The 25,896-nt window shown below is 76.2% G+C and carries 17 protein-coding genes; 8 read left to right on the top strand and 9 right to left on the bottom strand.

Annotated elements, in window-relative coordinates; genetic code table 11:
• From hemL to hemE, 6 genes are all read right to left on the bottom strand, one after another.
• Complete coding sequence (gene hemL / locus E4A51_RS09035; protein WP_070319537.1) at positions 1–1,377, bottom strand: glutamate-1-semialdehyde 2,1-aminomutase; 1,377 nt, start codon at positions 1,375–1,377, stop codon at positions 1–3.
• Positions 1,377–2,369, bottom strand: coding sequence for a porphobilinogen synthase (hemB, locus tag E4A51_RS09030; protein WP_062103829.1), 993 nt, complete (start codon positions 2,367–2,369; stop codon positions 1,377–1,379). The genes hemL and hemB overlap by 1 nt, the downstream gene beginning before the upstream one ends.
• The gene (locus E4A51_RS09025; RefSeq protein WP_134851541.1) at positions 2,366–3,640 is read right to left on the bottom strand and encodes a uroporphyrinogen-III synthase; all 1,275 of its coding nucleotides are present in this window, start codon (positions 3,638–3,640) and stop codon (positions 2,366–2,368) included. The genes hemB and E4A51_RS09025 overlap by 4 nt, the downstream gene beginning before the upstream one ends.
• Positions 3,637–4,659: a hydroxymethylbilane synthase gene (gene hemC / locus E4A51_RS09020; RefSeq protein ID WP_070319535.1), complete on the bottom strand. Its 1,023-nt coding sequence runs from the start codon at positions 4,657–4,659 to the stop codon at positions 3,637–3,639. Before hemC ends, E4A51_RS09025 begins: the two co-directional genes overlap by 4 nt.
• A gap of 203 nt (positions 4,660–4,862) precedes the next feature.
• On the bottom strand, positions 4,863–6,383 hold the full coding sequence (locus E4A51_RS09015) for an NAD(P)/FAD-dependent oxidoreductase (RefSeq protein WP_240696433.1): 1,521 nt from the start codon (positions 6,381–6,383) through the stop codon (positions 4,863–4,865).
• On the bottom strand, positions 6,380–7,444 hold the full coding sequence (hemE, locus tag E4A51_RS09010; RefSeq protein ID WP_134851540.1) for a uroporphyrinogen decarboxylase: 1,065 nt from the start codon (positions 7,442–7,444) through the stop codon (positions 6,380–6,382). Before hemE ends, E4A51_RS09015 begins: the two co-directional genes overlap by 4 nt.
• 47 nt (positions 7,445–7,491) lie before the next feature.
• On the opposite strand from hemE, the gene E4A51_RS09005 reads away from it, so the two are divergent.
• A complete protein-coding gene (locus tag E4A51_RS09005; protein ID WP_070319533.1) occupies positions 7,492–8,835 on the top strand; it encodes a glutamyl-tRNA reductase in 1,344 nt (447 codons plus the stop codon).
• A 315-nt stretch (positions 8,836–9,150) separates the two neighbouring features.
• Here E4A51_RS09005 and E4A51_RS09000 read toward each other — a convergent pair whose 3' ends face one another.
• Both E4A51_RS09000 and purB read right to left on the bottom strand, forming a co-directional pair.
• Positions 9,151–10,005 carry a hypothetical protein gene (locus tag E4A51_RS09000; protein WP_233421109.1) on the bottom strand — a complete coding sequence of 285 codons (855 nt, stop codon included), beginning with the start codon at positions 10,003–10,005 and terminating at the stop codon, positions 9,151–9,153.
• A 207-nt stretch (positions 10,006–10,212) separates the two neighbouring features.
• Complete coding sequence (gene purB, locus E4A51_RS08995; protein WP_134851539.1) at positions 10,213–11,661, bottom strand: adenylosuccinate lyase; 1,449 nt, start codon at positions 11,659–11,661, stop codon at positions 10,213–10,215.
• 228 nt (positions 11,662–11,889) lie between these two features.
• On the opposite strand from purB, the gene E4A51_RS08990 reads away from it, so the two are divergent.
• Both E4A51_RS08990 and E4A51_RS08985 read left to right on the top strand, forming a co-directional pair.
• Positions 11,890–19,590: a DNRLRE domain-containing protein gene (locus E4A51_RS08990; protein WP_134851538.1), complete on the top strand. Its 7,701-nt coding sequence runs from the start codon at positions 11,890–11,892 to the stop codon at positions 19,588–19,590.
• Positions 19,587–20,087: a hypothetical protein gene (locus tag E4A51_RS08985; RefSeq protein ID WP_134851537.1), complete on the top strand. Its 501-nt coding sequence runs from the start codon at positions 19,587–19,589 to the stop codon at positions 20,085–20,087. The genes E4A51_RS08990 and E4A51_RS08985 overlap by 4 nt, the downstream gene beginning before the upstream one ends.
• A gap of 143 nt (positions 20,088–20,230) precedes the next feature.
• On the opposite strand, the gene E4A51_RS08980 is transcribed toward E4A51_RS08985, so the two are convergent.
• Positions 20,231–21,358 carry a class I SAM-dependent methyltransferase gene (locus tag E4A51_RS08980; protein ID WP_134851536.1) on the bottom strand — a complete coding sequence of 376 codons (1,128 nt, stop codon included), beginning with the start codon at positions 21,356–21,358 and terminating at the stop codon, positions 20,231–20,233.
• 120 nt (positions 21,359–21,478) lie between these two features.
• On the opposite strand from E4A51_RS08980, the gene E4A51_RS08975 reads away from it, so the two are divergent.
• The 5 genes from E4A51_RS08975 to E4A51_RS08955 are packed head-to-tail and all read left to right on the top strand — an operon-like array spanning position 21,479 to position 25,848.
• The gene (locus E4A51_RS08975; RefSeq protein WP_167748879.1) at positions 21,479–22,291 is read left to right on the top strand and encodes a DUF4129 domain-containing protein; all 813 of its coding nucleotides are present in this window, start codon (positions 21,479–21,481) and stop codon (positions 22,289–22,291) included.
• Positions 22,288–22,866, top strand: a complete 579-nt coding sequence (locus tag E4A51_RS08970) for a hypothetical protein (protein WP_134851534.1) — start codon at positions 22,288–22,290, stop codon at positions 22,864–22,866. The genes E4A51_RS08975 and E4A51_RS08970 overlap by 4 nt, the downstream gene beginning before the upstream one ends.
• A complete protein-coding gene (locus E4A51_RS08965) occupies positions 22,863–23,855 on the top strand; it encodes a MoxR family ATPase (RefSeq protein WP_134851533.1) in 993 nt (330 codons plus the stop codon). Before E4A51_RS08970 ends, E4A51_RS08965 begins: the two co-directional genes overlap by 4 nt.
• Positions 23,852–25,225 (top strand): DUF58 domain-containing protein, encoded by a 1,374-nt coding sequence (locus E4A51_RS08960; protein WP_134851532.1) that lies wholly within the window; start codon positions 23,852–23,854, stop codon positions 25,223–25,225. Before E4A51_RS08965 ends, E4A51_RS08960 begins: the two co-directional genes overlap by 4 nt.
• The gene (locus E4A51_RS08955; RefSeq protein WP_134851531.1) at positions 25,222–25,848 is read left to right on the top strand and encodes a hypothetical protein; all 627 of its coding nucleotides are present in this window, start codon (positions 25,222–25,224) and stop codon (positions 25,846–25,848) included. Before E4A51_RS08960 ends, E4A51_RS08955 begins: the two co-directional genes overlap by 4 nt.
• Positions 25,849–25,896 lie beyond the last annotated feature (48 nt).

Below are 25,896 nucleotides of genomic sequence, written 5' to 3'. Positions count from 1 at the left end.
TCACTCGGGACGCGTGGCCTCCGCGGCGGCGCGCGCCGCACCCGGCAGCGCCTCGACCACGCGGTCCAGCACCTCGTCGTCGTGCGCCGCGGACAAGAACCACGCCTCGAACGCCGACGGCGGCGCGAGCACGCCCGCGTCGAGCAGCGCGTGGAAGAACGGCGCGTACCGCCAGTGCTCGGACGCCTGCACGCCCGCGTAGTCGCGCGCGCCCTCGGCGGCGGCGCGCTCGCCGAACACGATGCTGAACAGGCTGCCCGCCCACTGGATCGCGTGCGGCACGCCGGCCTGCACGAGCGCGCCCGAGACCTCGCGTCGCAGCCGCGCGGCCGCCGCGTCGACGCGCGCGTACACGTCGCCGTCCGCGAGCCGGAGCGTCGCCAGCCCCGCGGCCGTCGCGACCGGGTTCCCCGACAGCGTGCCCGCCTGGTACACGGGCCCGAGCGGCGCGAGCTGGTCCATGACGTCGGCGCGCCCGCCGACCGCGGCGACGGGCAGCCCGCCGCCGATCACCTTGCCGAACGTCAGCAGGTCGGGCGCCCACTGCTCGGCGGCGCCCTCGAGGCCCCACCACCCGGCCGGACCCACGCGGAAGCCCGTGAGCACCTCGTCCTGCACGAGCAGCGCGCCGTGCTCCGACGTCAGGCGCCGCAGCTCGCGGTTGAACCCGGGCAGCGGCGGGACGACGCCCATGTTGGCGGGCGCCGCCTCGGTGATGACCGCGGCGATCGAGCCGCCGTGCTCGGCGAACGCCGTGCGCAGCGCGTCCAGGTCGTTGTACGGCACGACGATCGTCTCGGCCGCGACGGCCGCCGTGACGCCCGCGGACCCGGGCAGCGCGAGCGTCGCGACGCCCGACCCCGCCTGCGCGAGCAGCGCGTCGACGTGCCCGTGGTAGCAGCCCGCGAACTTCACGACCTTGTCGCGGCCCGTCCACGCGCGCGCCAGCCGCAGCGCGGTCATGGTCGCCTCGGTGCCCGTCGACACCAGACGCACCCGCTCGGCCGCGGGCACGCGTGCGCGCACCTCGTCGACCAGCTCGACCTCGGTCGTCGTCGGCGCGCCGAAGCCCAGGCCCCGCGCGGCCGCGCGCTGCACGGCGTCGACGACCTCGGGGTGCGCGTGGCCCAGCAGCGCCGGGCCCCACGACCCGACGAGGTCGACGTACGTGCGCCCGTCGACGTCGGTCACGTGCGCGCCCGCCGCCGACGCGAGGAACCGGGGCGTGCCGCCCACCGAGCCGTACGCCCGCACGGGGGAGTTCACGCCGCCCGGGATGACGGCGGTCGCGTGCTCGAACGCCGCGGTGCTGCTGCCCGTCCACGCCGGGCCGTCCACGGGGCCGGCTGCACCCGCGACGTCGTCCACCTGCGTCATCACCGCTCCTCCGCCAGCCACCCGGCCAGCTCCGTCGCCCAGTAGGTCAGGATCGCATCGGCGCCCGCGCGGCGGATGCTGAGCACCGACTCGGTGATGGCACCCCTGCGGGTGATCCACCCCTGCGCGGCCGCGGCCTCGATCATCGCGTACTCGCCCGACACCTGGTACGCCCAGACGGGCACCGGTGACGTCGCGGCGACGTCGGCGAGCACGTCGAGGTACGACATCGCGGGCTTCACCATGACGACGTCCGCGCCCTCGGCCACGTCGATCGCGACCTCGCGCGCGGCCTCCCGGCGGTTCGCCGGGTCCATCTGGTAGCTGCGGCGGTCGCCGTCGAGCTGCGACTCGACCGCCTCGCGGAACGGCCCGTAGAACGCCGACGCGTACTTCGCGGCGTACGCGAGCACGGCGACGTCGGTGTGCCCCGCGGCGTCGAGCGCGTCCCGGACGACACCCGTCTGGCCGTCCATCATGCCGCTGAGCCCGACCAGGTGGGCGCCCGCCTCGGCCTGCGCGACGGCCATCGCCGCGTACCGCTCGAGCGTCGCGTCGTTGTCGACCGCGCCGCTCGGGGTGAGCACGCCGCAGTGGCCGTGGTCGGTGAACTCGTCGAGGCACAGGTCGGCCTGCACCACGAGGTCGTCGCCGACCTCCGCGACCACGTCGGCCACGGCGACGTTGAGGATCCCGTCGGGGTCGGTCGCGCCCGTGCCCGTCGCGTCGCGGTGCGCCGGCACGCCGAACAGCATGATCCCGCCGAGCCCGGCCTCGACCGCGCGCGCGGCCTCCTGCCGCAGCGAGTCGCGCGTGTGCTGCAGCACGCCCGGCATCGAGCCGAGCGGGCGGGGCGCGTCGAGGCCCTCGCGCACGAACACCGGCAGCACGAGGTCGGCCGGGTGCAGGCGCGTCTGGGCGGCGAGGCGGCGCAGGGCGGGCGTGCGGCGCAGGCGGCGCGGGCGCAGCCGGCCGGGTGAGGGGGTGGTCATGCGGGGTCCTCCGCGGGGGTGGGGGGTGCGGACGGGGCGGGTGCAGGGGTGACCGACGGGGCAGGGGCGGGGGCGTCGGGTGCGGGTGCGCCGGGCGCAGCGCCGGTGCGCGTGACGACGTCGGTGAGCGCCGCGACGAGCCCGGCGAGGGTCTGCCGCTCCGCGACCGCGTCGACGCGCAGCCCCAGGCGCCGGGCCTCGGCCTCGGTGCTGGGGCCGATGACGACGACGAGCGTCGCGGGCGGCGGGGGCCCGAGGTGGTCGAGCAGCGCGCGCACCGTGCTGGCCGACGTGAGCAGCGCGGCGTGCACGTCGCCGGCGTGCCACGCCCGCGCGACGTCGGGGTCCGGCGGACCGGCGGGGACCGTGCGGTAGACGACGAGGTCGTCGACGTGCCAGCCGGCCTCGGTGAGCCCGTCGGCGAACGTCGGCGCGGCGAGGTCCCCGCGGGGGAACAGCACGCGCCGGGCCACGACGTCGTCGGTCCGCCGCGCGGCCGGGCGCAGCTCGCGCACGTCCGCCCCACCGGCCGGTCCCCGGTCCTCGTCGCCCGCGTCCGCCGTCCCCCCGCGCCGCCGGTCGCCCAGCGCCGCGAACCCGTCATCGGTCGCGTCGACGGTGACGGCCGAGCGACCGGTCGCGGGGTCGGCGTGGGAGGCGCCCGGGTCCGGGAGCGCCACGAGCGCCGCGACGAGGTCGACGGCCGTCGAGCGCACGGGCGGGACGACGTCGACGGGCACGCCCAGGGCCTCGAGCGCGCGCGCCGTGCCCGGGCCGACGGCCGCGACGCGCACGCCCGCGCGTGCGACGACCGCCGCCAGACCGTCGTCGTGCGCCGCGGCACGCTCGGCGAGCACGGCGACCGCCGCCTGGCTCGTGACGGCGAGCCACCCGTACCAGCCCGCACCGAGCGCGAGCAGCGCGTCGTCGAGCGGCGTGAGGTCGTCGACGGGCAGCGTGCGGACGAGCGGCACGACGAGCGGCTCGGCTCCGGCCGTCGCCAGGGCGACCGACGCCGGGCTCGTGCGGCCCGGTCCCGTGCCCGCCTCGAGCGGAGGCTGCGGCACCAGCACGCGCCACCCCGCGAGCTCCGGCGAGGGGCGGCGTGCGCTCGCGGGCCGCTCGGACGTCGTGCCGTCGGGGGTCGCGGCCTCGGGCGTGGTGCTGTCGGGCGCGGCGGCGTCGGACGTGGTCCCGTCGGGTGTCGCGACGTGGCGCGGTGCGGCGTCGGACGTGGACCCGTCGAACGCGCCGGCGGCGCCGGGCGTCATCGCACCGGTCCGAGAGGTGCGAGGTCGGCCGCGCCCGCGTCGAGCAGGTCCTCGGCGAGCCGGCGGCCCAGGCGGTCGGCAGCGGCGTCGTCGTCGCCCGGACCCCGGGCGCCCAGCCGCAGCACGCGTGCGCCGTCGACCGCCGCGACGACCGCGTCGAGCACGAGCTCGCCCGTCGCGTCGTCGAGCCGCCCCCACGCGCCGATCGGGGCGGCGCACCCGGCCTCGAGGCGGGCGAGCACGGCACGCTCGGCGACGACCGCGCGGCGGGTCGGGGCGTGGTCGAGCGCGCGCAGCGCGTCCGCGAGCGGCGTGGCCGCCTCGGCGTCGGTGGTGCGCACCTCGACCGCGAGGGCACCCTGCCCGGGGGCCGGGGCCAGCACGGCGGGGTCGAACCACTCGGTCACGGCGTCGAGCCGCCCGAGGCGGCCGAGCCCCGCGGCGGCCAGCACGACCGCGTCGAGGTCGCCGCGCGGCGCGTCGGTGCCGACGCCCGGGTGCGGTGCCGCGCCGTGGTCGCCGGTGGCGACGGTGGTCGGGTCGAGCCCGCGCACGCGGCCCAGGCGGGTGCCGACGTTGCCGCGGATGTCGACGACGTCGAGGTCGGGGCGCAGCGCGCGCAGCTGGGCGGCCCGCCGCGGTGAGCCCGTGCCGACGCGGGCACCGGCGGGCAGCGTCGCGAGCGTGAGCCCGTCGCGCGCGCACAGCGCGTCGCGTGCGTCGGCGCGCTCGGGCACCGCGGCGATCACGAGGCCGTCGGCCGGGCCCGTGGGCAGGTCCTTGAGCGAGTGGACCGCGACGTCGCAGCGGCCGTCGAGCAGCGCGTCGCGCAGCGCGGTCACGAACACGCCCGTGCCGCCCAGGCTCGCGAGCGACGCGCGGGTGCGGTCGCCCTCCGTGCGCACGCGCACGGTGTCGACCGCGAGGTCGCCGAGCGCGGCGAGCGCGTCGGCCACGTGGCCCGTCTGCGTGAGGGCCAGGGCGCTCGCGCGCGTGCCTATCCGGACGTCCTGGGGCATGTGTCCAGTGTCGTCCGCGGGTGCGCGGATGTCGAAACAGGGGCGAAGGTCCAGGTGGCCGCGAAATGCGTCTGCCGGATCGTTCTGACAATGCGTCAGGTCCGTGCGTCGGGCGTCGGCAGAATGTGACGCACGACATTCCTGTGAGTATTTCTGACAGGTCGTCAGATCCCTGGCGAAAATGCGTCCGCGACCGCCCGGCGTCAGGCGGGTGAGTCGCCCGCCACCAGCGAGCGCGCGGCCGCCCGCGCGTCCGGCACGACCGACGCCAAGCCGTTGCCGGCCGCCCAGGCGCCGCACACCGCGACCCCCGGCAGGCCCGCGACCGCCGCCCGGACCGCCGCCACGGCCTCCCGGTGCGCGGTGCTCGGGCGCGGCAGCGACTGCGTCCACCGCACCACCGCCGACCCGGCGAGCGCGCCGCGGTCGAGACGCACGCCCAGCAGCGTCGACGCGTCCCGCAGCGCGAGGTCGACCAGCGCGTCGCCCGTCGGCAGGTCCGCCGGGGGGGCGCCCGCGTCGTGGTCGGCGCCGGGGTCGGCGCCCGTCCCGGCCGCGCGCCCGTACGACAGCCGCACGACGTGCCGACCCGGGCCCGCCGACTCCGCGGCCCAGCCCCACTTGGCCGTCGCGTGCGTGAGCGCCTTCGCGCGGACGTCGTCGACCCCAGGCCCCACCAGCACGCCCGTGCCGCGCGGCGCCGCGTCGAGCACGGGCGCGTCGAGCACGAGCGTCACGAGCGTCACGGGCGCGCCGGCGTCGAGCTGCACGTCGCCCAGGGACGCGCCGTCCAGCCCGTCGAGCAGGCGTGCCGCACCCGGCGCGGCGACCACCAGCCGCGCCGTGCGCAGCTCGCGCGCCGGGCGCGGCGGCTTGTGCCGGTCCTGCGTGCCGACGACGAGCGTGCCGTCCTCCGCGCGCTCGACCGACGCCGCGCTCGTGCGGGTCAGGACCACGCCGCCGTGCGCGGTGACGTCCGCGACGAGCGCGTCCACCAGCCGGTGCAGACCACCCGCGACGCCCTCGACCGCGGTGCCCGCCGGGGCGGCCGCGCGCAGCCGTCGCACGCCGCGCGCGAGCGACCCGCGCTCCGCCGCGGCCGCCTCGCGCAGCCCGGGCGCGGCGGTGTCGACCGCGAGGTCGTCGGGGTCGGCCGCGTGCACGCCACCCACCACCGGGTGCACGAGCCGGTCGACCACCGCGGCACCCATGCGCGCCCGCACCAGCCCGCCGAGGGTCGTCTCGCGCGCGCCCACGCGCGCCGGCAGCACGAGGTCGAGCAGTGCCCGCAGCGCACCCGGCGTGCCGAGCGTGCGCCGCACGTCGGGCGCCCACGGGTGCGCGGGGACGCCGAGCAGCCCCGTGCGCGGCAGCGGGCCGTCGCCGCTGGTCAGGTGCACCCACGCGCCGCGCGGCTGCGGTGCGACGACGTCGTCCGCGAGGCCCAGGCCGGCCAGCAGCGCCGCCACCGAGCCGTTCCGCGTCGCGTACGACTCGGCGCCCGCGTCGAGCGTCAGCCCCGCGACCTCGTGCGCCCGCACGACCCCGCCGGGTGCGTCCCGCTCGTCGATCACGAGCGTGCGCAGGCCCGCGTGCACGAGCTCGCGCGCCGCCACCAGGCCCGCGACGCCGGCCCCGACCACGACCGCCTCCCAGGCGGGCGCGGACCCGGCCTCGGGCGGCGTCGCGTCGGACCCGGGCGCGGGGGCGGCGGCGTCGGTCACAGCGCGTGGACCAGCTCGACCAGGCGCGTCAGGACCGTCGGGTCCGTCTCGGGCGGCACGCCGTGCCCCAGGTTCACGACGTGCCCGGGGGCGGACCGCCCGCGCCGCACGACGTCGCGCACGTGCGCCTCGAGCACGTCCCACGGCGCCGCGAGCAGCGCGGGGTCGACGTTGCCCTGCAGCGGGGTCCCGCCGCCCAGGCGGCGCGACGCCTCGTCGAGCGGCACGCGGTAGTCGACGCCCATGACGTCGGCACCCGCGTCGCGCATCGCGACCAGCAGCTCGCCCGTCGCGACGCCGAAGTGCACCGTGCGCACGCCCAGGGCGCGGACCCGCGTCAGCACCTGCGCCGACGCGGGCGCGCAGTGCGCGGTGTAGTCCGCGAGCGACAGCGCGCCGGCCCACGAGTCGAAGAGCTGCCCCGCGCTCGCGCCGGCGAGCACCTGCGCCTCGAGGAACGCGCCCGACATCTCGGCGGCCCACGCCATGAGCGCCGACCAGGCCGCGGGGTCGGCGTGCATGAGGCGCCGTGCGGCGAGGTGGTCGCGCGACGGGCCACCCTCGACGAGGTACGCGGCGAGCGTGAACGGCGCGCCCGCGAAGCCGACGAGCGGCGTGCCGCCGAGCGCCGCGACCGTGCGGGCCACGCCCTCGGCGACGGGCGCGAGGCGTGCGGCGTCGAGCGGGCCCAGGTCGCGCAGCCGCTCGACGTCGTCGAGCGTGCGCACGGGCGAGCCCATGACGGGGCCGGTGCCGGGCACGATCTCGACGTCGACGCCCACGAGCTTGAGCGGGACGACGATGTCCGAGAAGAACACGGCGGCGTCGACGCCGTGGCGACGCACGGGCTGCAGCGTGATCTCGGCAGCCAGGTCCGGGTCGAGGCACGCGTCGAGCATCGCGACGCCCGCGCGGGACTCGCGGTACTCCGGCAGCGACCGGCCGGCCTGGCGCATGAACCACACCGGCAGCCGTTCCGGACGCGTCCCGGAATAGGCGCGCACGAGCGCGGAATCCGTGGTGCGGCCGTCGACGAGGGGATGGTGTGGGGCAAGACTCACGCCGTCGATTGTGCCGGACTTTTCCCGGGATGATTGAATCGGGCCCCGTGGTGCTCCTGTCCCTCGTCGCGAGCCACCACGACCTCGACCTCGCCGTCCTCGAGCGTCTGCAGTCCGACGTCCAGGCAGTCGGCCGGGAGGTGGTCGCCGCGACCCCCGCCGTGACCGGTGCCGTCGTGCTCGCGACGTGCAACCGGTTCGAGCTGTACCTGGACGTCGACGACACCGCGCACACGCCGCGCGCCCGCCGCGCCGTCGCGAAGGCCGTGGCCGCGCGCTCCGGCTACGCGCCCGACGCCGTGGTCGAGCACCTGCGTCCCCTGGTGGGCGGCGACGCGAGCGAGCACCTGTTCGCCGTCGCGTCGGGGCTCGAGTCGATGGTCGTGGGGGAGCGGGAGATCGCCGGGCAGGTGCGCCGCGCGCTCACCACCGCACGCCGCGACGGCACGACGACGTCGACGCTCGAGGCCCTGTTCCAGGCCGCGTCCCGTGCGTCGCGCGCGGTCGAGGCCGCGACGGGGCTCGGGTCGACGGGACGGTCGGTGGTGGGTGTCGCGCTCGACCTGGCGGCGCGCACGCTGCCGCGCGGCGGGGCGACGGGCGCCGCCGTGCCGGCCGTCGACGGGCCGGGCGCGCCCGAGACGGCGGCGGAGGCACCGGACGGGGCCGACTGGCAGGCCGTGCGGTGCGTGCTCATCGGCACCGGCTCGTACGCGGGTGCGAGCCTCGCGGCGCTCAAGGCGCGCGGCGTGCGCGACGTGCGCGTGTTCTCGCCCAGCGGCCGTGCCGGGCAGTTCGCGGCGCAGCGCGGCGTCACGGCGCTGCCGGCGGGTGCCGACCTGCTGGCGGAGGTCGCGCAGGCGGACCTGGTGGTCGCGTGCTCGGGCGCGGCGGGTGCCGTGCTGGGGGTCGAGGCGCTCGCCGCGGTGCGGCGCACCGCGCAGCGGCCGCTGACCGTGGTCGACCTGGCGCTGCGGCACGACGTCGACCCCGACGTGCGGACCCTGCCGGGCGTCGCGCTGGTGTCGTTGCAGTCCGTCGCGGAGCACGCTCCGGCCGAGCACGCGGCGTTGCAGCACGCGCGCGACGTCGTCGAGCGGGCCGCCGACGACTTCGAGGCGGACCGGCGCGTCCGCGAGTGGGACCCGGCGGTCGTCGCGGAGCGCACGCGCGTGCTCGGCGGGCTCGAGGCGGCCCTCGACGCGCTGCCGGACGCGAGCCCGGACGACGCGCACGCCCGCTCGCTGCGGCGCCGGGCCCGCGCGCAGCTGCACGGGCCCACGGTCGCGGCGCGGGCCGCGGCGCGGGCGGGCGACGCCGCGGGTTACGCGCGTGCCCTGGCCGAGCTGGCCGCCATCGAGGTTCCCGCGGTCGTGCCGACCCGCGGCTGACGCTCGCGCACGAGCGTCGTGCCGCGCGCGTCGTGCGGTCGTGCCGCGCGTCACCGCGTTCCGCGTCGTGCGGCTGCGTGACGTCGTGCGGCGCCGCGGACGCCAGCCCGGCTGCGTGCAGAAAGCGCACCGGGCCTGGTCGGGGGGGAGGACCAGGCCCGGTGCGGTCTGTGGGGTCAGGCGGCGTCGCGCTGACCGTGACCGGGGCGCTGGGCACAGCGCCGCACGGGTTCGTGCTGGTATGTCATGGATGCTAGTGGAGCGGAGTGCCCCGTGTCCGGGGTTTCGCGGACCAGTTCTCACGCGTTCCCGAGGTCACGAGTGAGCCCAGTGCCGCTGCTGCGCCGCCGGCCCGGGTGCCCACGTGTGCGGGACGACCTGGTTGGTCTGGATGTCGGTGAGCTCGGCCGCGTAGACGATCGCCTCGTACACGCCCGCCTCGACGCGCTCGAGGTGCAGCCGCTCCGCGCGCTCGATGTCGTCGCCCAGGTGCGAGATCCGCGCGACGACGTACCGCTGCGCGTCCTGCCACTGGTCGACCACCCGGACCGACAGGCCGTTCCACCGGGCCGTCAGGTCGAGCTCGAACAGCTCGGTGACGTCCTCGCGCGCGACCCGGCGGTACCACCGGCCCGACGGCGACTGGTGGAACCCCGTCTCGGCGAGCGGCGGGTTGGCGAGCGCCAGCACGACCGTGTGCCCGCCGTCGACCACGTCGGCCTCGAGGTACGCGCCGTGCCACTTGGCGACCGGGCCGACGCACCGCGACAGCGACGCGAGCGAGGGGCGGGGTGCGCCGAGCTGCGTGACGGTCCAGCCCGTGCCGACGTCGCCGTACCGCGCGAGCAGCGTCGACGTGCCGTCGTCGTGCACGCGGATCAGCTCCGCGCCCGGGGGGATGCGCGAGTGGCGCAGCCACCACAGCGGGACGATGTAGCCCGGGACGTCGCGGTACTGCAGCTGGGGCGACGACTCGAACCGCAGGATGTCGATGGACCGGTCGTACGGGCTGAACGGCGACCCGGGGTAGCCGAGACCGTGCACCTCGAAGAGCTGGGCCGGGGTCGTCGCGAACGCCACGTCCTCCGCGCGGACCACGTAACCGGCGATGCGGTCGTGGCCCTGCGTGAGGTGCGCCTGCGTCAGCGACGGGGTGATCGCCTTCTGCATGAGAGTCACGGGAGGGCTTCCTTGCCGGATCGGATGAAGGGGAGGATTCCGACGACGGCGACGATTCTGGCGCCCATCCCGGGCGGATGTCCAGGTGTCGAAGCGCCTCGACGGGGATCGCTCCCACTGACAGGTGAGAAATGATCCGAACGGGTGACGCAGACGAGGGACGATCCGACCCCGAACCGGACAGACCGGGCGGCCCGGCTACCCCAGGTGGGCGACCAGTCGTGCCGCCATCCCGGTGTACGCCGCCGGGGACATGACACGCAGCCGCTCGGTGACGTCAGCGGGCAGCCCGAGACCGTCCACGAAGGCCCGCATGTCCTCGGCCGTGAGGCGGTGACCGCGCGTCAGCTCCTTGAGGCGCTCGTACGGGTTCTCCATGCCGGGGACCCCCGCGACCGACGCCGCGCGCATGGCCGACTGCACGGCCTCGCCCAGCACCTCCCAGTTCGCGTCGAGCTCGCGCTCGAGCAGCGCGCGGTCCACCGCGAGCGCCCGCAGGCCGCGGCGCACGTTGTCGATCGCGAGCAGCGAGTGCCCGAACGCCGGGCCGATGTTGCGCTGCGTCGTGGAGTCCGTGAGGTCGCGCTGCAGGCGGCTCGTGACGAGCGTCGAGGCCAGCGTGTCGAGCAGCGCCGACGAGATCTCGAGGTTCGCCTCGGCGTTCTCGAACCGGATCGGGTTGACCTTGTGCGGCATCGTCGACGAGCCCGTGGCCCCCGCGACGGGGATCTGCGTGAACACGCCGCGGCTGATGTACGTCCACACGTCGGTCGCGAGGTTGTGCAGCACCCGGTTGAAGCGTGCGACGTCGGAGTACAGCTCGGCCTGCCAGTCGTGCGACTCGATCTGCGTCGTGAGCGGGTTCCACGTCAGGCCCAGGTGCTCGACGAACGTGCGCGAGACGACCTGCCAGTCCGCGTCCGGCACGGCCGCGAGGTGCGCGCCGTACGTGCCGGTCGCGCCGTTGAGCTTGCCCAGGTACTCGTCGCCCTCGATGCGGCGCAGCTGGCGGCGCAGGCGGTGCGCGAGCACCGCGATCTCCTTGCCGAGCGTCGTCGGCGTCGCCGGCTGGCCGTGCGTGAGCGCGAGCATCGGCACCTCGGCGTGCTCGACGGCGAGCGCCGCGACCTCGTCCGTCAGCGCGACCGCGGCCGGGAACCAGACCTCGCGCACCGCGCCGCGCACCATGAGCGCGTACGACAGGTTGTTGACGTCCTCGCTGGTCAGGGCGAAGTGCACGAGCTCGTTGACCTGCGGCAGCACGGTGTCCGCGCGCAGCGCGTCCGGCGCCGCGGCGATGCGCCGCTTGAGGAAGTACTCGACGGCCTTGACGTCGTGGACCGTCGTGCGCTCGATCTCCGCGAGCTCGGCGACCTCCGCGGCGCCGAACGTCGCGACGACGTCCCGCAGGTACCGCTGCTCGTCGGGCGCGAGCTCGGGGGCGCCCGGGACCACGGCGTGCGACGTCAGGTGGATGACCCACTCGACCTCGACCTCGACGCGCGCGCGGTTCAGCGCGGCCTCCGACAGGTGGTCGACCAGCGGCGCGACCGTCGGCCGGTAGCGGCCGTCGAGCGGGCCGAGGGCGATGGCCGGCGTGACGTCGGCGAGGGGGACGCGGGGCGCGGGGGCGTCGTCGAGCGGCATGGCGCCAGTGTCCCAGAGGCGCCGGTGCCCCGCGCCGACCGCCCGCGCCGCGCGCTGCGTTGGGCCGTTCGGATGACGCGCGCGACGTCGTCCTCCCGTTCCCGCCCGCGGTCCCCCGGGGTGCCGCTACGTTCCCGCTAGCCGCGACGTCGCGGCTGGTCGCGAGGCGTTCGCGACGGGGGCCGGGGCCTGGCGAGGGCGACCGGTGTGCGTGGAAGAGATGTGCGCATGGCCGGTCTGCTGGCCTCGTTCGGAGTGCCCGAGTCCTGGACGGCCCACGTCCCGGTGACCGCGTTCGCCGTCGCCGCGGTGTTCGTCGTCTCCGGAGCGGCTCCTGTCGCGGCGCAGCCGCCGGAGCCGGCGGCGCCCGGTCCCGCGCCCGCGGCGACGTCGGAGACGTCGGGGCCGCTGACCGCTCCGGACGCCGCCACGGCCGCGGCGGTCGCGCGGCTCGAGGACGCCCCGGTGGAGGTCCTCGCCGAGCGCACCGAGTACGGCTCGGTCTTCGTGCTCCCGGACGGCACGCGAGCCGCGGGTCACGGTTCCGGCCCGGTGTGGGTCCGCACCGGCGGCGACGGGACGCAGGAGGCGGACTGGGCGGCGGTCGACCTCACGCTCGAGCGCGGCGAGGACGGTGCCGTGGCCCCGGTCGCGCAGAGCGGCGACCTGACCTTCGCGGGAGCGTCCGACGCCACCGACGGCGTGGACCTCGTCGCCATGACGGACCCCGCGACGGGGACCCGCACGGCGGTCCGCTGGGAGGGTCCGCTCCCGGAGCCCGAGCTGCAGGGGCGTCGTGCCGTCTACGCCGACGTCCGCCCGGGCGTGGACCTCGTCCTCGAGGCCACCAGCACGGGCTTCGAGCAGTTCTTCGTCATCGACGAGCGTCCGGAGCCGGGGACGCGTCCCGACCTGCCGCTGACGGTCACGGCGAGCGGGGACGCGCGGGTCACGGCGGCGGACGACGGCGGCCTGCAGGTGGTCCGCGGCGAGGACGTCCTGGCGACGTCTGCCGTGCCGCTGATGTGGGACGCCGAGGCCGACCAGGACCGCGCCTACCCCGTGACGGAGGACAGGCCGGCGGAGCAGGCGGACGCGCCCGTGCTGTCGCCGATGCCGGCGTGGGTCATGACGCGCGACCACGAGCCGGCCGGTTCGTCGACCGCGCGCCTCGACCCCGGTGCGGACGTGCCGCCCGTCCCGGTCGTCGGGGACGGCGTCGAGCCGCCCGCCGCGGGGACGGTCGAGGTGGAGCGGGAGGTCGAGCCGGCCGCGGACGGTGCGCTCGAGGTCGCTCTCGCGCCGCAGGACGCCTTCCTGCAGGACCCCGCGACGCAGTTCCCCGTCGTCGTGGACCCGGACGTGAACTTCAACTGGGGCTTCGACACGTACGTCCTGTCCGGCTACTCGAACGACCGCTCGGGCCACGCCGACATGTCGATCGGGACGTACGACGGCGGCGCGCACGTCGCCCGCTCGTTCATCCACTTCCCGACCGGCCACATCGCGGGACGGAACGTCCTGGCCGCGCGGCTCGAGCTGTTCGCGTTCCACTCGTGGTCCTGCCAGCCCCGCAACTGGCAGGTGTGGTCCACGTACGCGGCGGGCCCGGGGTCGACGTGGAACAACCAGCCAGGCTGGGGCGGCCACTACTCCACGTCGTCCGAGACGCGGGGCTACTCGGCGTCGTGCGACGACGGCTGGATCAACGCCGACATCACGTCGATGGCCCGCGACTGGGCCGCGGGCGGCGGCCAGGAGGGGTACGTCGGCATCAAGGCCGAGAACGAGCGCGACAACTACGGCTGGAAGCGCGTCTACCAGGCGAACAACGGTGCGTACATCCCGTCCGTGTGGGTCACGTACAACTCGACGCCGAACGTGCCGACGGGGCTCAACGTGTCGCCCCGCAACGCGACCGCGTACAACGGCGTCTACTGGACGAACACGCTCACCCCGCGGCTCTCCGCGACGGTCAGCGACCCCGACGGCGAGAACGTCGACGCGAACTTCTACCTCTTCCGCGGCGCCGGCACGCACGTGTGGGGGTGGGGCAACGGCCGCAACTCGGGCTTCGTGACCTCGGGCGCGCAGGCCTACAAGGACGTGCCCGCCGGGACTCTCGTCGACCAGGAGACGTACTTCTTCATGGTCGGCGGCAGCGACTGGAAGCACGAGAGCGCGCCGTCCGCCAGGTTCACGTTCGGCGTGGACACGACGGCACCCACCGCGCCGCTCGTGACCTCCACCGACTACCCCGACGACAACAGGTGGCGGCGCGCACCGGGCACCGCGGGCGTGTTCCGTCTGGCACCGTCCGCGGCCGACGCCTCGATCGTCGAGTACCAGTGGGCGCTCGACAAGGCGCCCGACCCGAACCAGAAGGTGGCCGCGGTCGGGGGCACCGCCCAGTCGCTCACCGTCACGCCCGCGACCGCCGGGCGGCACGTCCTGCAGGTCAGGGCGGTCGACCGGGCGGGGAACGCGTCCCCGGTGCGCAAGTACGCCTTCAACGTCGGGCTGGCCGGGGTGGTGGCCCCCGAGGAGGGGGCGCGGGTCGTGCGGCGGGTGCCGATCCGCGTGCAGGCGGCGGACGGCTACGCCTACGTCAGCTACGAGTGGCGCCGGGGCCCGGACTCGACGACGCGCGCCGCGGTGCCCGTCGGGGACCTCAGCACGTCGGACGGCCGGGTGTGGACCACGACGTGGCAGGCGCTCCCCACCGGTGACGCGTACACGACGTGGGACGTCGGCGCGACGCTGGGGCACGAGGGCGGGCCGGTGCAGGTCCGCGCGCTGGTGTCGGCGTCAGCCGCCGGGACCGCTCCGCAGGAGACGCAGTGGGTGACCCTCACGGTCGACCCCGACGCCGACGGTGCGGCGTCGGCCGACGTCGGCCCGGGCAGCGTCAACCTGCTCACGGGCGACCACACGCTGTCCGTCACCGACGTCGACGAGTTCGGGCTGTCGGTGGTGCGCACCGCGTCCTCGCGCGAGTCCCGTGCGGGTGTGCAGCTGCACGGCGACCGGCTCCCGGAGACGATGCGCGAGGCGCGGGCGGTGACCGACATCGGTCAGCACACCGCGGCGGTCGCGGTCGACACGACGCGGTTCCACGCCGGCACGTCGTCGTTCAAGGTCACCTCGAAGGGCAACGCCGACTCGTACGCCTCCCTGTACGCGGACACCGGCCCGTTCTCCTCGAACAAGCTCGGACTGCAGGCGGGACGCACGTACCGCGTCTCGACGTGGGTGTACGTCCCCGCGGCCACCGGGCTCACGCCCGACAACCCCCGTGGCCTGGGCATCAACGTCTTCTGGCGCAACGCGGACGGCACGTACAGCAACCCGCCGCTCGTCGGCGCGCGCACCCCGATGCCGACCAAGCGGGACCAGTGGGAGCGGGTCAGCGTCGACGTCACGATCCCGCCGACGGCGACGGAGGCGTTCGCGCGGCTCTACAACGGCTTCACGTCGACCGCCAAGCCGGTCTACTTCGACGACGTCTCGATCCGGGAGACGTGGTCGCCGTTCGGCAAGGAGTGGGCGCTCGGGACCGCCGACGAGTGGTCGGGCACGGCGTACACGCACGTGTCGCGCCCCTACGACGACGTCGCGGCGGTCCACCTGACCGGTGGTGGCGAGATCTGGTTCACGTCCGGCGACGGGCAGAAGTGGTTCCCCGAGCCGGGCGCCGAGACGCTCACGCTGCGCCCCGAGGGCAACGGCTGGCGCCTCACCGAGCTCGACGGGACCTTCAGCCTGTTCACGCGCCCGGGGTCGTCGGGCGACTACGCGATCGCGCAGTCGTCCAGCGCGGTCGCGGAGACCGAGGCGCGGTACGTCTACGCGACGTCGGCGACGGGGCCGGGCCGGCTCGAGCGCATCATCGCGCCGCGCGAGCCCGGGGTGTCGGGCTGCGAGGCCGCCGTGCCGGCCGCCGGCTGCAAGGTCGTGGAGCTGGAGTACGCGACGGCGACGACCGCGGTGGGCGCGACGTTCGGCGACGTCGCGAACCAGGTGCGTGCGGCGTACCTCTGGTCCGCGGAGCCGGGCAAGGCCAGCACGCGCACGGCGATCGCCGCCTACGCCTACGACTCGCTGGGGCGGCTGCGTCAGGTGTCCGACCCGCGCATCGCTCCCGCGCTCGTCACGACGTACACGTACGACGCGACGGGACGACTCGCCTCGGTGGGGGCGCCCGGCGAGAAGCCCTACCGGTACACCTACGGCCCGGGCGGTGCGCAGCGCACGGGCGCCGGCGACTGGGTCGACGCGGGCGGCGGCCGGCTGCTCACGGCGACGCGCGAGAGCCTCGTGCCGGGGTCGCGGACCGAGGCCGGTCCGGACAACACGACGACCGTGGTCTACGGCGTGCCGCTGACGCGCGGCGCCGGGGGGCCGTACGACCTGGGGCCGGCCGCGCTGGCGACGTGGGCGCAGCAGGACGGCCCCACGGACGCGACGGCGGTGTTCCCGCCGCAGGAGCCGCCGACGGTGACGACCGCGACGGCGTCCGTCCCGGGCCGTGACGGCTACCGTGCCGCGACCGTGCACTACCTCAACGCCTCGGGCAACGAGGTCAACACGGCCTCGCCGGCCGGTGCGGGAGCCCCGGTCGAGGGCTTCGTCGACACGACCGAGTACGACGGCAAGGGACGCGTGGTCAGGACCCTCGACGCGACCAACCGGCTGGTCGCGCTCGGGAAGCTCCCCGAGTCGTCGCAGCTCGGCTCGTGGGGGATCACAGGGTCGTCGGCGACGATCGCGCAGGTCCTGGACACCCGGACGTACTACACGCCGGACGACCTGGCGGTGCACGCGACCCGTGGTCCCGCCCAGCGGCTCGCGGTCGGCAACGACCCCAATGCGACGGTCACCGCGCACGCGGCGACGCGGTACGGCTACGACGAGGGTCGCCCGGCGACGGTCGTCGCGTCGCAGCTCACGACGCGTGAGCGGTCGGGCACGGTCGCCCTGGGCGCCGACGTGCGCACGGTCGACTTCCTCGACGGCGCCCTGACCACCTACGGGTACGACCCGCTGGAGGCGGGCGCGGCGGTCACGGGGCCGACGTCGGGCTGGGTGCACAAGCAGCCGACGAGCGTCACGGTCGACGCCGACGGACCGGCGCCGCTGCGTGCGACGACGATCTACGACGTGCGCGGGCGGGTGCTCTCGTCGTCGAAGCCGGGCTCGTCCGGAGCCGACGCCGGCACGGTGCGTTCCGTGCTCTACACCGCCGACGGCTCGGCGGCCGACGCCGCGTGCCGCAACCGGCCGGAGTGGGCCGGGCAGCCGTGCGTCACGCGCTACGCGGGCGCCGTCACGGGGCACGACGCGACGCGCATGCCGGGCCAGCTCACCGAGAAGCGGGTCACCGAGTACAACCGTTTCGGCACCGCGACCCTCACGACCGAGGCCGCCAACGGCCAGACGCGGCAGACGCGGACGGTCGTCGACGCGGCCGACCGGGTCACGGCGGTCGAGATCTCGGGCGGCGCCGGCGCGGGTACGGCGGTGGCCCGGACGACCACGACGTACGACCCGCAGACCGGCGACGTCGTGGCCAACGCGACGGTCGACGCCGCGGGCACGCCGACGGCTGCGGTCGCCAAGGAGTACGACGCGCTCGGCCGGCTCGTGAAGTACACCGACGCGCAGGGCGGCTGGACCGCGACGCAGTACGACCGGTACGGCCAGCCCGTGAAGGTCACCGACTCGATCGGCACGACCCGCGGGTACGAGTACGACCGGACGGCCGACCCGCGCGGGTACGTCACGCGGATCACCGACTCGGTCGGTGGTGCCGTGGTACCCACGTGGGGGCCGGACGGCCAGCTGGAACGCCAGACGCTGCCGGGCGGCGTGACCATGACCTTCGGGTACGACGCGGCGCGGGTGCCCGTGTCCCGGACGTACACGCGTGACTCCGACGGCGCGGTGATCTGGCAGGACTCGGTCGTCGAGAACCACCGGGGCCAGTGGGTGCGCCACACGTCGACCACGGGTGAGCGGACGTACGGCTACGACCGGTACGCCCGCCTGGCCTCGGTGGACGACGTCGGCGCGGTGGGCGCACCGTGCACGTCGCGCCGGTACGGCTACGACGCGCACTCGAACCGCACGTCGTTCTCGACGGCCACCGCGGCGGCGGGGGCGGCCTGCCCCGGGGCCACCGGAGCGACCACCGCGACGTCGACGTACGACTCGGCGGACCGGCTGGTGTCGACGTCGGGCGGCAACGGCCAGGCGTGGGCGTACGACGCGTTCGGCCGGACCACCGCGATGCCGACGGCCGACGGCGCCGGTGTGGCGACGACCGGGTACTTCGTCAACGACCTGGTGGCGACGCAGGAGGTGCCGGGCGCCGAGAAGGCCGCGTGGACGCTGGACCCGTTGCAGCGGTTCTCGACGCAGCGCACGTGGGCGTGGGTGAACGACCAGTGGGCGGCCTCGACCGAGCAGGTCGTGCACTACGACGGCGACGGCGACGAGCCGGGGTGGATCGTGGAGGACGCGACCCGCCCCGACGAGGTGACCCGGTGGGTCGAGGGCGCTGACGGGCAGGTCGCCGTGCAGACCGGTGCCGCGGGCGGGCGGGTGCTGCAGATCGTGGACCTGCACGGCGACGTGGTCGGGACCCTGCCGGTGGACGACGGTGCGTCGGCGGCGTCGTGGTCGGCGCTGCGGTTGTCGTCGTTCGACGAGTTCGGGAACCCGGTGCCGATGAGCGGCGCGGCGTCGTCGAACGCACCGCCGGCGCGGTACGGGTGGCTGGGTGCGGCGCAGCGGTCGGCGGACACGCCGGCGGGCGTGCTGCTGATGGGGGTGCGGCTGTACCACCCGGCGATCGGGCGGTTCCTGCAGGTCGACCCGGTACCGGGTGGGTCGGCCGGCGCGTACGACTACTGCAACGCGGACCCGGTGAACTGCACGGACCTGGGCGGGACGATCGCCTGGGGCAAGGTGCTGGGTGTCGTGGCGGCCGTCGGGGAGGTCGCCTCGATGATCCCCGGGCCGATCGGTGCGGCGTCGGCCGCGGTGTCGGCGGTCGCGTACGCGGCGAACGGCAACAAGGGCAAGGCCCTGGAGATGGGGGTCACGGCCGCGGCCTCGCTCGTGGGCGCGGGCCTGGGTGTCCGTGCGGCCTTCAAGGCGACGTCCGTGTCGGCCAAGCTGGGCCAGCGGGCGAAGCGCGTCGTCGACACGGTCAAACGGGTCGCGGGTCGTGCGTGCTCGTTCGTCCCGGGCACGTTGGTACGGATGGCCGACGGGTCGTTGACGACCATCGAGGACCTGCAGGTCGGAGACCTCGTCCTGGCTGGTGATCCTCAGACGGGCCAGACGTCGGCCGAGGCGGTCATCACCCCGTTGACGTCGACGGGGGACAAGCACCTCGTGGCGCTGCGGTTCGACGGCGACGTCGAGGCTGTCGTCGCGACCGACAACCACCCGTACTGGGTGCGTGACGCCGGGTGGGTCGCAGCCGGGGAACTGGTCGTCGGCGACACGACGCTCGCGTCGGACGGCGCCGTGCGTACGCTCGTGCAGACCACGGACCTGGGGTGGTTCCAGGACCAGACCGTCCACAACCTGCACGTCGCGGGTGAGCACACCTACTACGTCACGGCTGATCCTGCGCAGGCTGACCAGCTGGTCCACAACGCGGCCTCGTGTCCCGTGGGATCGTCAGGGACAATCGTCAATGACCGCGGTGTGCGGGTCACGATCCGGACCCGGGACCACGGGCCAGCACACGCGCATGTCGAAGGACGTGGTCCGAGAACCAAGATTGGACAAAACGGAAAACCCATCGCCCGCTCGCCAGAGCTGAGCGCCCACCAACGTCAGGTTGTCGGGGACAACATAAAGGCTATTCGCAAAGCTGTGAAGCGATACATGAGAGCGTACAGGAGGCTGGGGTGAGCGGTACGGAGTTCGCGGATCTCGATGCTCTTGCTCGTCTCGTGGGTCAAGTGCCGGCTCGCGATTGGAGCGATGAGCACGATCGTCTCGACCTCTATCGATCGGCACTCCGGAACGGAGTGGACGACGACAGGCTCCGCGCATTGCTGCGCGGCGAGCCGGACGACCTCGTCGTGAGCGATGTCCTCGCGGAGGCGATATACAAGGCTTCGCCTGAGGCAGGAGAGAGATGGCTTGACGTAGCGCCACCCTCGGCCATGGACTTCCTAAAGAAGAGGTTGCGCGAGATCTTGCTGTTACGCGGGGTGGCGGGTTTTGAAGATGGAGGCACCTCTTATGTTGCAGCCGTTCTTGACGGGTCCAACTGGTTGCAGATCAGGGTGGCAGAAAACTCTCCCCGGCGCGACGTCCTGATGGCGCTCGCGAAAGACGGTCGCACCAAGAGAATTCGCAACATTGCCGCCAACAGAGCTGCCACTCGAGCAAGCCGCGGCTAGGTCGCTTCGGTGACTTCGGCGCCGATCTGCAAGGGGGCAGCCGAGGTGATGGTGGTGCCTTGCGCGGACTCCTGTTTACGTGTGCCGCGTACGTTTCCGTGGTCAGGCGGTTCATGGCCCGCCTGTGGAGAAGGTTGCCCAGCTCAGCGACGCACCGACGCCGTCACGGTGAACTTCGGGTCCCGCCCGACCTGCCGCGTCGGCCCGACGACTCGTTCGAGCACGGGCCGGTACCGCAGGTGGGAGTTCCACACGGCCCACAGCTCGCCGCCGGGGCGCAGCACGCGCGCGGCCTGGGCGAACAGGTCGTGGGCGACCTGGGGGGCGATGGTCGCGCCGACGTGGAACGGCGGGTTGAGCAGGACGAGGTCGACGCTCGCGTCGGGCAGGTCGTCGGCGCCGGCGGCGCGCGTGACACGCACTCGGTCGGTGACGTCGTTCGCGTCGGCGGTGGCGCGGGCGGACGCGACGGCGGCGGCGGACTCGTCGGTCGCCACGACGTCGAGGCCGGGGCGCAGGCGGGCGAGCGCGACGGCCAGCACCCCCGTGCCGCAGCCGAGGTCGACGGCCGTCCCGGTGGTCGTCGGCACCGCGTCGAGGTGCCGCAGCAGCGCGCGCGTGCCGATGTCGACGCCGGTACCCGCGAACGCGCCGCCGTGCGCGCAGACGACCAGGCCGAGGTCGGGGTGCTCGGCGCGCTCGGGCCAGCGGCGCGCGGGCTGCTCGGCGGCGGGGCGCGGCGACGACGCGACGATCGCGCGGGACTTCTGCCGCGCGAGCCGCGCCTCGACCCGGGCCAGGTGCCGCGCGAGCACGTCGTTCATGGCCGTCGTCATGTGCTTGACGCGCCCGCCCGCCACGACCACGACGCCGGGGTGCGCGTGCTCGGCGACCAGCGCCGCGACCTCGTCCAGGGCGTCGAGCGCGCGTGGCAGCTGCAGCAGCACGACCCGCGCACCCGCCACGAGGTCCGGCGTCAGCCCGTGCGACGTGAAGCCGCCCAGCCCCAGGCGCTCGGCGTTGGCGTGCAGCGCACGCTCACCCGTCAGCCGGTCCTGGTGCACGCGCACGCCGCTGATCCCGTGCCGGGCGACCGCGCCCAGGGTCAGCGCGCCGTACCGGTCACCGATCACCACGACGCTCCCGGCGGGTGCACCCACGAGCAGCGGCGCCGCCTCGTCGAGCAGCAGCCGGTCGGTCGCGTCGACCGCGTGCAGGTTCTCCGCCTCGACGTCGGGGTGACGACGCAGCGCGTCCAGGACGTCGCTCACCGGGCCCACCGCATCACCGGGCGAGGCTAGCAACCGGACGCGACGCCACCCCCGCGTCGGTGCAGGACGCTAGCCTGACCGGCACGTCCGCCCCGCCGTCGTCGTCCGGAGGTCCTGCCCGTGCCCACCCGCCGCGCGAGCGTGGTCACGGCGCTGGCCGCGCTGCTCGTGGTCGTCGGGGTGCTCGGTGCGGCGCTGTCCGGCCCGCTCGACCTGCAGGCGCGCCGCGTGGACGTGCCGGTCGCGACGTTCACGCCGCCCCCGCCGCCCGAGGTCACGGAGGCGCCCGAGCTCGCGGACGGCACGCAGGAGACGCCCGAGCCGCCCGCGTGGCTGCCGTGGCTGCTGCGCGCCGTGCAGGCGGTCGCGCTGCTCGCGGTGGTCACGGTGCTGGTGCTGGTGGGGCGGCAGCTCGCGCGCGGCTGGCGGTTCGACCGCCGCGACGACGAGGACGACGAGCCGCTCGGCGACGGCGAGACGGGGGAGCTCACCGAGTCGGGCGTCGCGGCGCTCCGCGAGGGCGTCGCGACGGCGACGCGCGCGCTCGAGGAGGACGTGCCGCCCGGTGACGCCGTGGTCGCGGCGTGGGTCGCGGTCGAGACGGCCGCCGCGCGCACCGGCGTCGAGCGGGACCGCGCGCAGACCGCGAGCGAGTTCGCGGTCGCGGTGCTCGGCGCGACGCGCGCCGACCCGGCCGCGACGCGCGCGCTGCTGGGCCTGTACCTCGCGGCGCGCTTCGGCTCGCACCCCGTGACGTCCGACGACGTGCGGCGCGCGCGGGACCTGCTCGAGACGGTCGCGCAGGGGCTCGTCCTGCGGGGCGACGGCGCCGGACGGCCGGGCGGCGCGGGCGGGTCCGGCGGCGACGGGTCGGCCGACGGTGCACCGGGTGACGCGCGCCCCGGCGCGCCCGACGACGGGACGCCGACGTGAGCCGCCCACCCGCCCGGGACCGTCTGCGCGACGCGCTCGCGGACGCGCGCGGCGCGGTCCTGCGCCCCGCGGTCGTCGGCGTGCTGGTCGCGCTGCTCACGTGGGCGCTCGGCTCGCACCCGGTCCCGGCGGGCGTCGTCGGGCTCGCGGTGGCCGCGGCCGTCGCGGTGCTGCAGCGGCTCGACGCCCGCGTCGAGCCCCGCGCGGCGCGCGGCACGGCGCAGCGCAGCGACGGCGCGCGCGGCGAGATCGCCGAGACCGCGTGGACCATGCAGAGCCGCGACGGCCGCGCGGGGGAGCGCGCGCTGCGCCGCCTGCGCGAGGCCGGGGCGCGGCGGCTCGCGCGGCACGGACTGGACCTGTCCGACCCGGCCGACGCCGACGCCGTGCTCGCGCTGATCGGCGCGCGGGCCCGCACCACGCTCACGCAGGTGCAGCACCCCCGGCCGTCCGTGGCCGACCTGGCCCACACCCTGAAGGTCCTCGAGGACCTCGGTGCGCAGCGCGCGCCCGCCCCGGGCGCGTCCGCGCCCGGCACCGACCCCCACCCGCCCGCCGCGAGGAGCCGACGATGACCGAGACCCCCGCCGTGACCCCCGCCGTGCTGCCCGTGCCCGACGTGGCGCGCTCCGGCCGCGCCGTCCTCGACGAGGTCGCCACGGCCGTCGTCGGCATGGCCGAGCCGCTGCGCATCGCGCTCGCGGCGCTGCTCGCGGGCGGGCACGTGCTGTTCGAGGACGTCCCGGGCCTCGGCAAGACGCTCGCGGCGCGCAGCCTCGCGACCGCGCTCGGCCTGGACTTCCGCCGCGTGCAGTGCACGCCCGACCTGCTGCCGTCCGACGTCACCGGGTCCAGCGTGTTCGACCCGGCGACGTCGGAGTTCACGTTCCGCCCCGGCCCGGTGTTCACGGGCCTGCTGCTGGCCGACGAGATCAACCGCACCGCCCCCAAGACGCAGTCGGCGCTGCTCGAGGCGATGGCCGAGCGGCAGGTCAGCGTCGACGGCACGACGCACGCGCTGCCCGCGCCGTTCCACGTCGTCGCGACGTCCAACCCCGTCGAGTACGAGGGCACGTACCCCCTGCCAGAGGCGCAGCTCGACCGGTTCATGGTGCGCCTGGCCGTCGGGTACCCGGGGCGGGACGCCGAGGTCGACGTGCTCGCGCGGCGCCTCGAGCGGCGCCGCGAGGCCGCGCCCGTCGGCCAGGTGGTCGACGTCGCGACGCTGCTGGCCATGCAGGCGGGCGTCGAGGCCGTGACGGTCGACCCCGACGTGCTCGCCTACGCGGTCGACCTGGCCGCGGGCACGCGCGCGCACGCGGCCGTCGAGGTCGGGGCGTCGCCGCGCGGCTCGCAGGCGCTCGTGCTGGTGGCGCGGGCGCTCGCGGTGCTCGACGGCCGCGACTACGTGACCCCCGAGGACGTCAAGGCCGTCGCCGTGCCCGCGCTCGCGCACCGTCTGTCGCTGTCGCCGCAGGCGTGGGCGGCCGGGCTCGCACCCGAGGCGGTCGTGCGGGAGGTGCTCGCGCAGGTCCCCGGGCCGACGACGGCGCGCCGCGCGTGAGCCTGCCCGAGCGGCCGCCCGCGCGGCCGCCGACCTGGCGCGACGACGACGCCGCGCCCGTCGTCGTGCCCCAGGGCCCGTGGACGCCCACGCTCGCGACGACGTGCGCGTCGGCGGCCGCGCTGCTCCTGCTGCTGCTCGGCGTGCTGCTCGCGCGGCCCGACGTCGCGGTGCTCGCGGTCGCGCCGCTCGTGCTCGCGGTGCGGGCGCTCGCGGCCCGCCCTCAGGGCGGCGTGACGGCCACGTTCGAGGGACCGGGCGTGACCGACGACGACGCCGACGGCACGGCGGGCCGGCTGCGCGCGACGCTGCGCGTCGAGGGCCCGGGCCCGTGGGCGACCGTCGCGGTGGGGCGCGAGGGCCGCGACGGCGTCGACGTGCTGGTGCGCGTCGACGGCACGCGGCGGCTGCCGGTCGTGGCCCGCACGGTCCGCACGGGCCCGCAGGAGGTCGCGTCGGCCGACGTGCAGGGCGCCGGGCCCGACGGCGCGTCGCTCGCCGAGCCGACCCCGCGGGTCACGCGTCGCACGACTGTGCTGCCCGCGACCGCGCCCCTGCTGGAGGTGCCGCTGCCGCCACGCCTGCGCGGGCTCACGGGCCCCCACCCGTCGCGCCGCCCCGGCGAGGGCGGCGACCTGCGGGACGTGCACCCGTGGGCGCCCGGCGACCGGCTGCGCCGCATCGACTGGCGCGTCACGGCGCGGCGCTCGCCCGACCTGCGCGAGCTGTACGTGCGGCGCGAGCACGCGCTCGCCGAGGCGGTCGTCGTGCTCGTCGTCGACTCGCGCGACGACGTCGGGCCCGACCCCCGCACGTGGCGCGGCTCGCTCGCGCCGCACCCGCAGGACGCGACGTCGCTCGACCGCGCCCGGCAGGCCGCTGCAGCCGTCGCGCGCGCCTACCTCGACCGCGGCGACCGCGTCGGGCTCGACGACCTGGGGGTGCGCCGCAGGCCCGTGGCGCCGGGCGGCGGGCGGCGGCAGCTCGACAGGATCCGCCACGCGCTCGCGCTCACCGCGCCCGAGGGGGCGCCCGCCGAGCGGCTGCGTCCGCCGCGCCTGCCGTCGGGTGCGCTCGTCGTCGTGTTCTCGACGTTCCTCGACGACGAGTCGGCGCGCGTCGCGGCCCGCTGGCGGGCCGCCGGGCACCGCGTCGTCGGCGTCGACGTGCTGCCGCGGCTGCGCACGTCCGGCCTGTACGACCGCGAGCGGCTCGCGCTGCGCATCGCGACCCTCACGCGGACCGACCGGATGGCCGAGCTCGCGGACCAGGGCGTCGAGCTCGTGACGTGGCGCGACGACGCGGCGGTCGCGCTGCGCGTGCTCGCGCGCCGCGGGCAGCGGCGCGCCGGGGCGGGGGTTCCGGGGTGAGCGGGCTGCTGCGCACCGAGGGCGTCGGCGCGTGGGTGCTGGACCGGCTCGGCGCCGGCGCACGCACCCCGCGCGGCCGCGGCGGGCCGCCCGAGGTCGAGGTGCGCACGCGGCCGACCGTGCCGGCCGCCGTGCTGCGGGTCGTGCTCGCGCTCGCGGGTGCGGGAGCGGTGCTGGTCGCGCAGGGTGCGCCCGGTCTTTCGCCCGGTACCGGTGGGCTGGTCGTGCTGCTCGCGGTGGGCGTCGCGCCCGCCGTGGTGCCGCGGCTGCCGTCGGCCGCCGTGCTGCTGCTCCTGCTGGGGGCGTGGCTCGTGGTGCACGACCCCGCGCCGCCGCTCGTGCTGGCCGGGCTCGTGCTGCTGGTCCACGTGGTGCTGCGCCTGGCGCCGGTCGTCGCGCTCACGGGGTGGCGCACGCGCGTCGAGGTCGCGGTGCTGCGCACCGACCTGCGTGCGGCCCTCGCCGCGCAGGCGAGTGCGCAGGCGCTCGCGCTGGTCGCGGGCGCGGTCGCCGGGTCGGGCGGCGGCAGCGGGTGGCGCGTCGCGGGGCTCGTGGTGGTGCTGGTGCTGACGTCGCTCGCGCTCGCGCGGCCCGAGCGCCCGTGGTGGCGCGCGCAGCCGTAGCGCGCGGGCCCGGGCCCGGGCAGGCGCGGGCGCCGCACGGCCGCCGGC

The sequence above is a fragment of the Cellulomonas sp. HD19AZ1 genome, from assembly GCF_004535805.1.
GTDB classification, from domain to species: Bacteria; Actinomycetota; Actinomycetes; order Actinomycetales; family Cellulomonadaceae; genus Cellulomonas; species Cellulomonas iranensis.
This window is presented reverse-complemented; position numbering and strand designations above follow the sequence as displayed.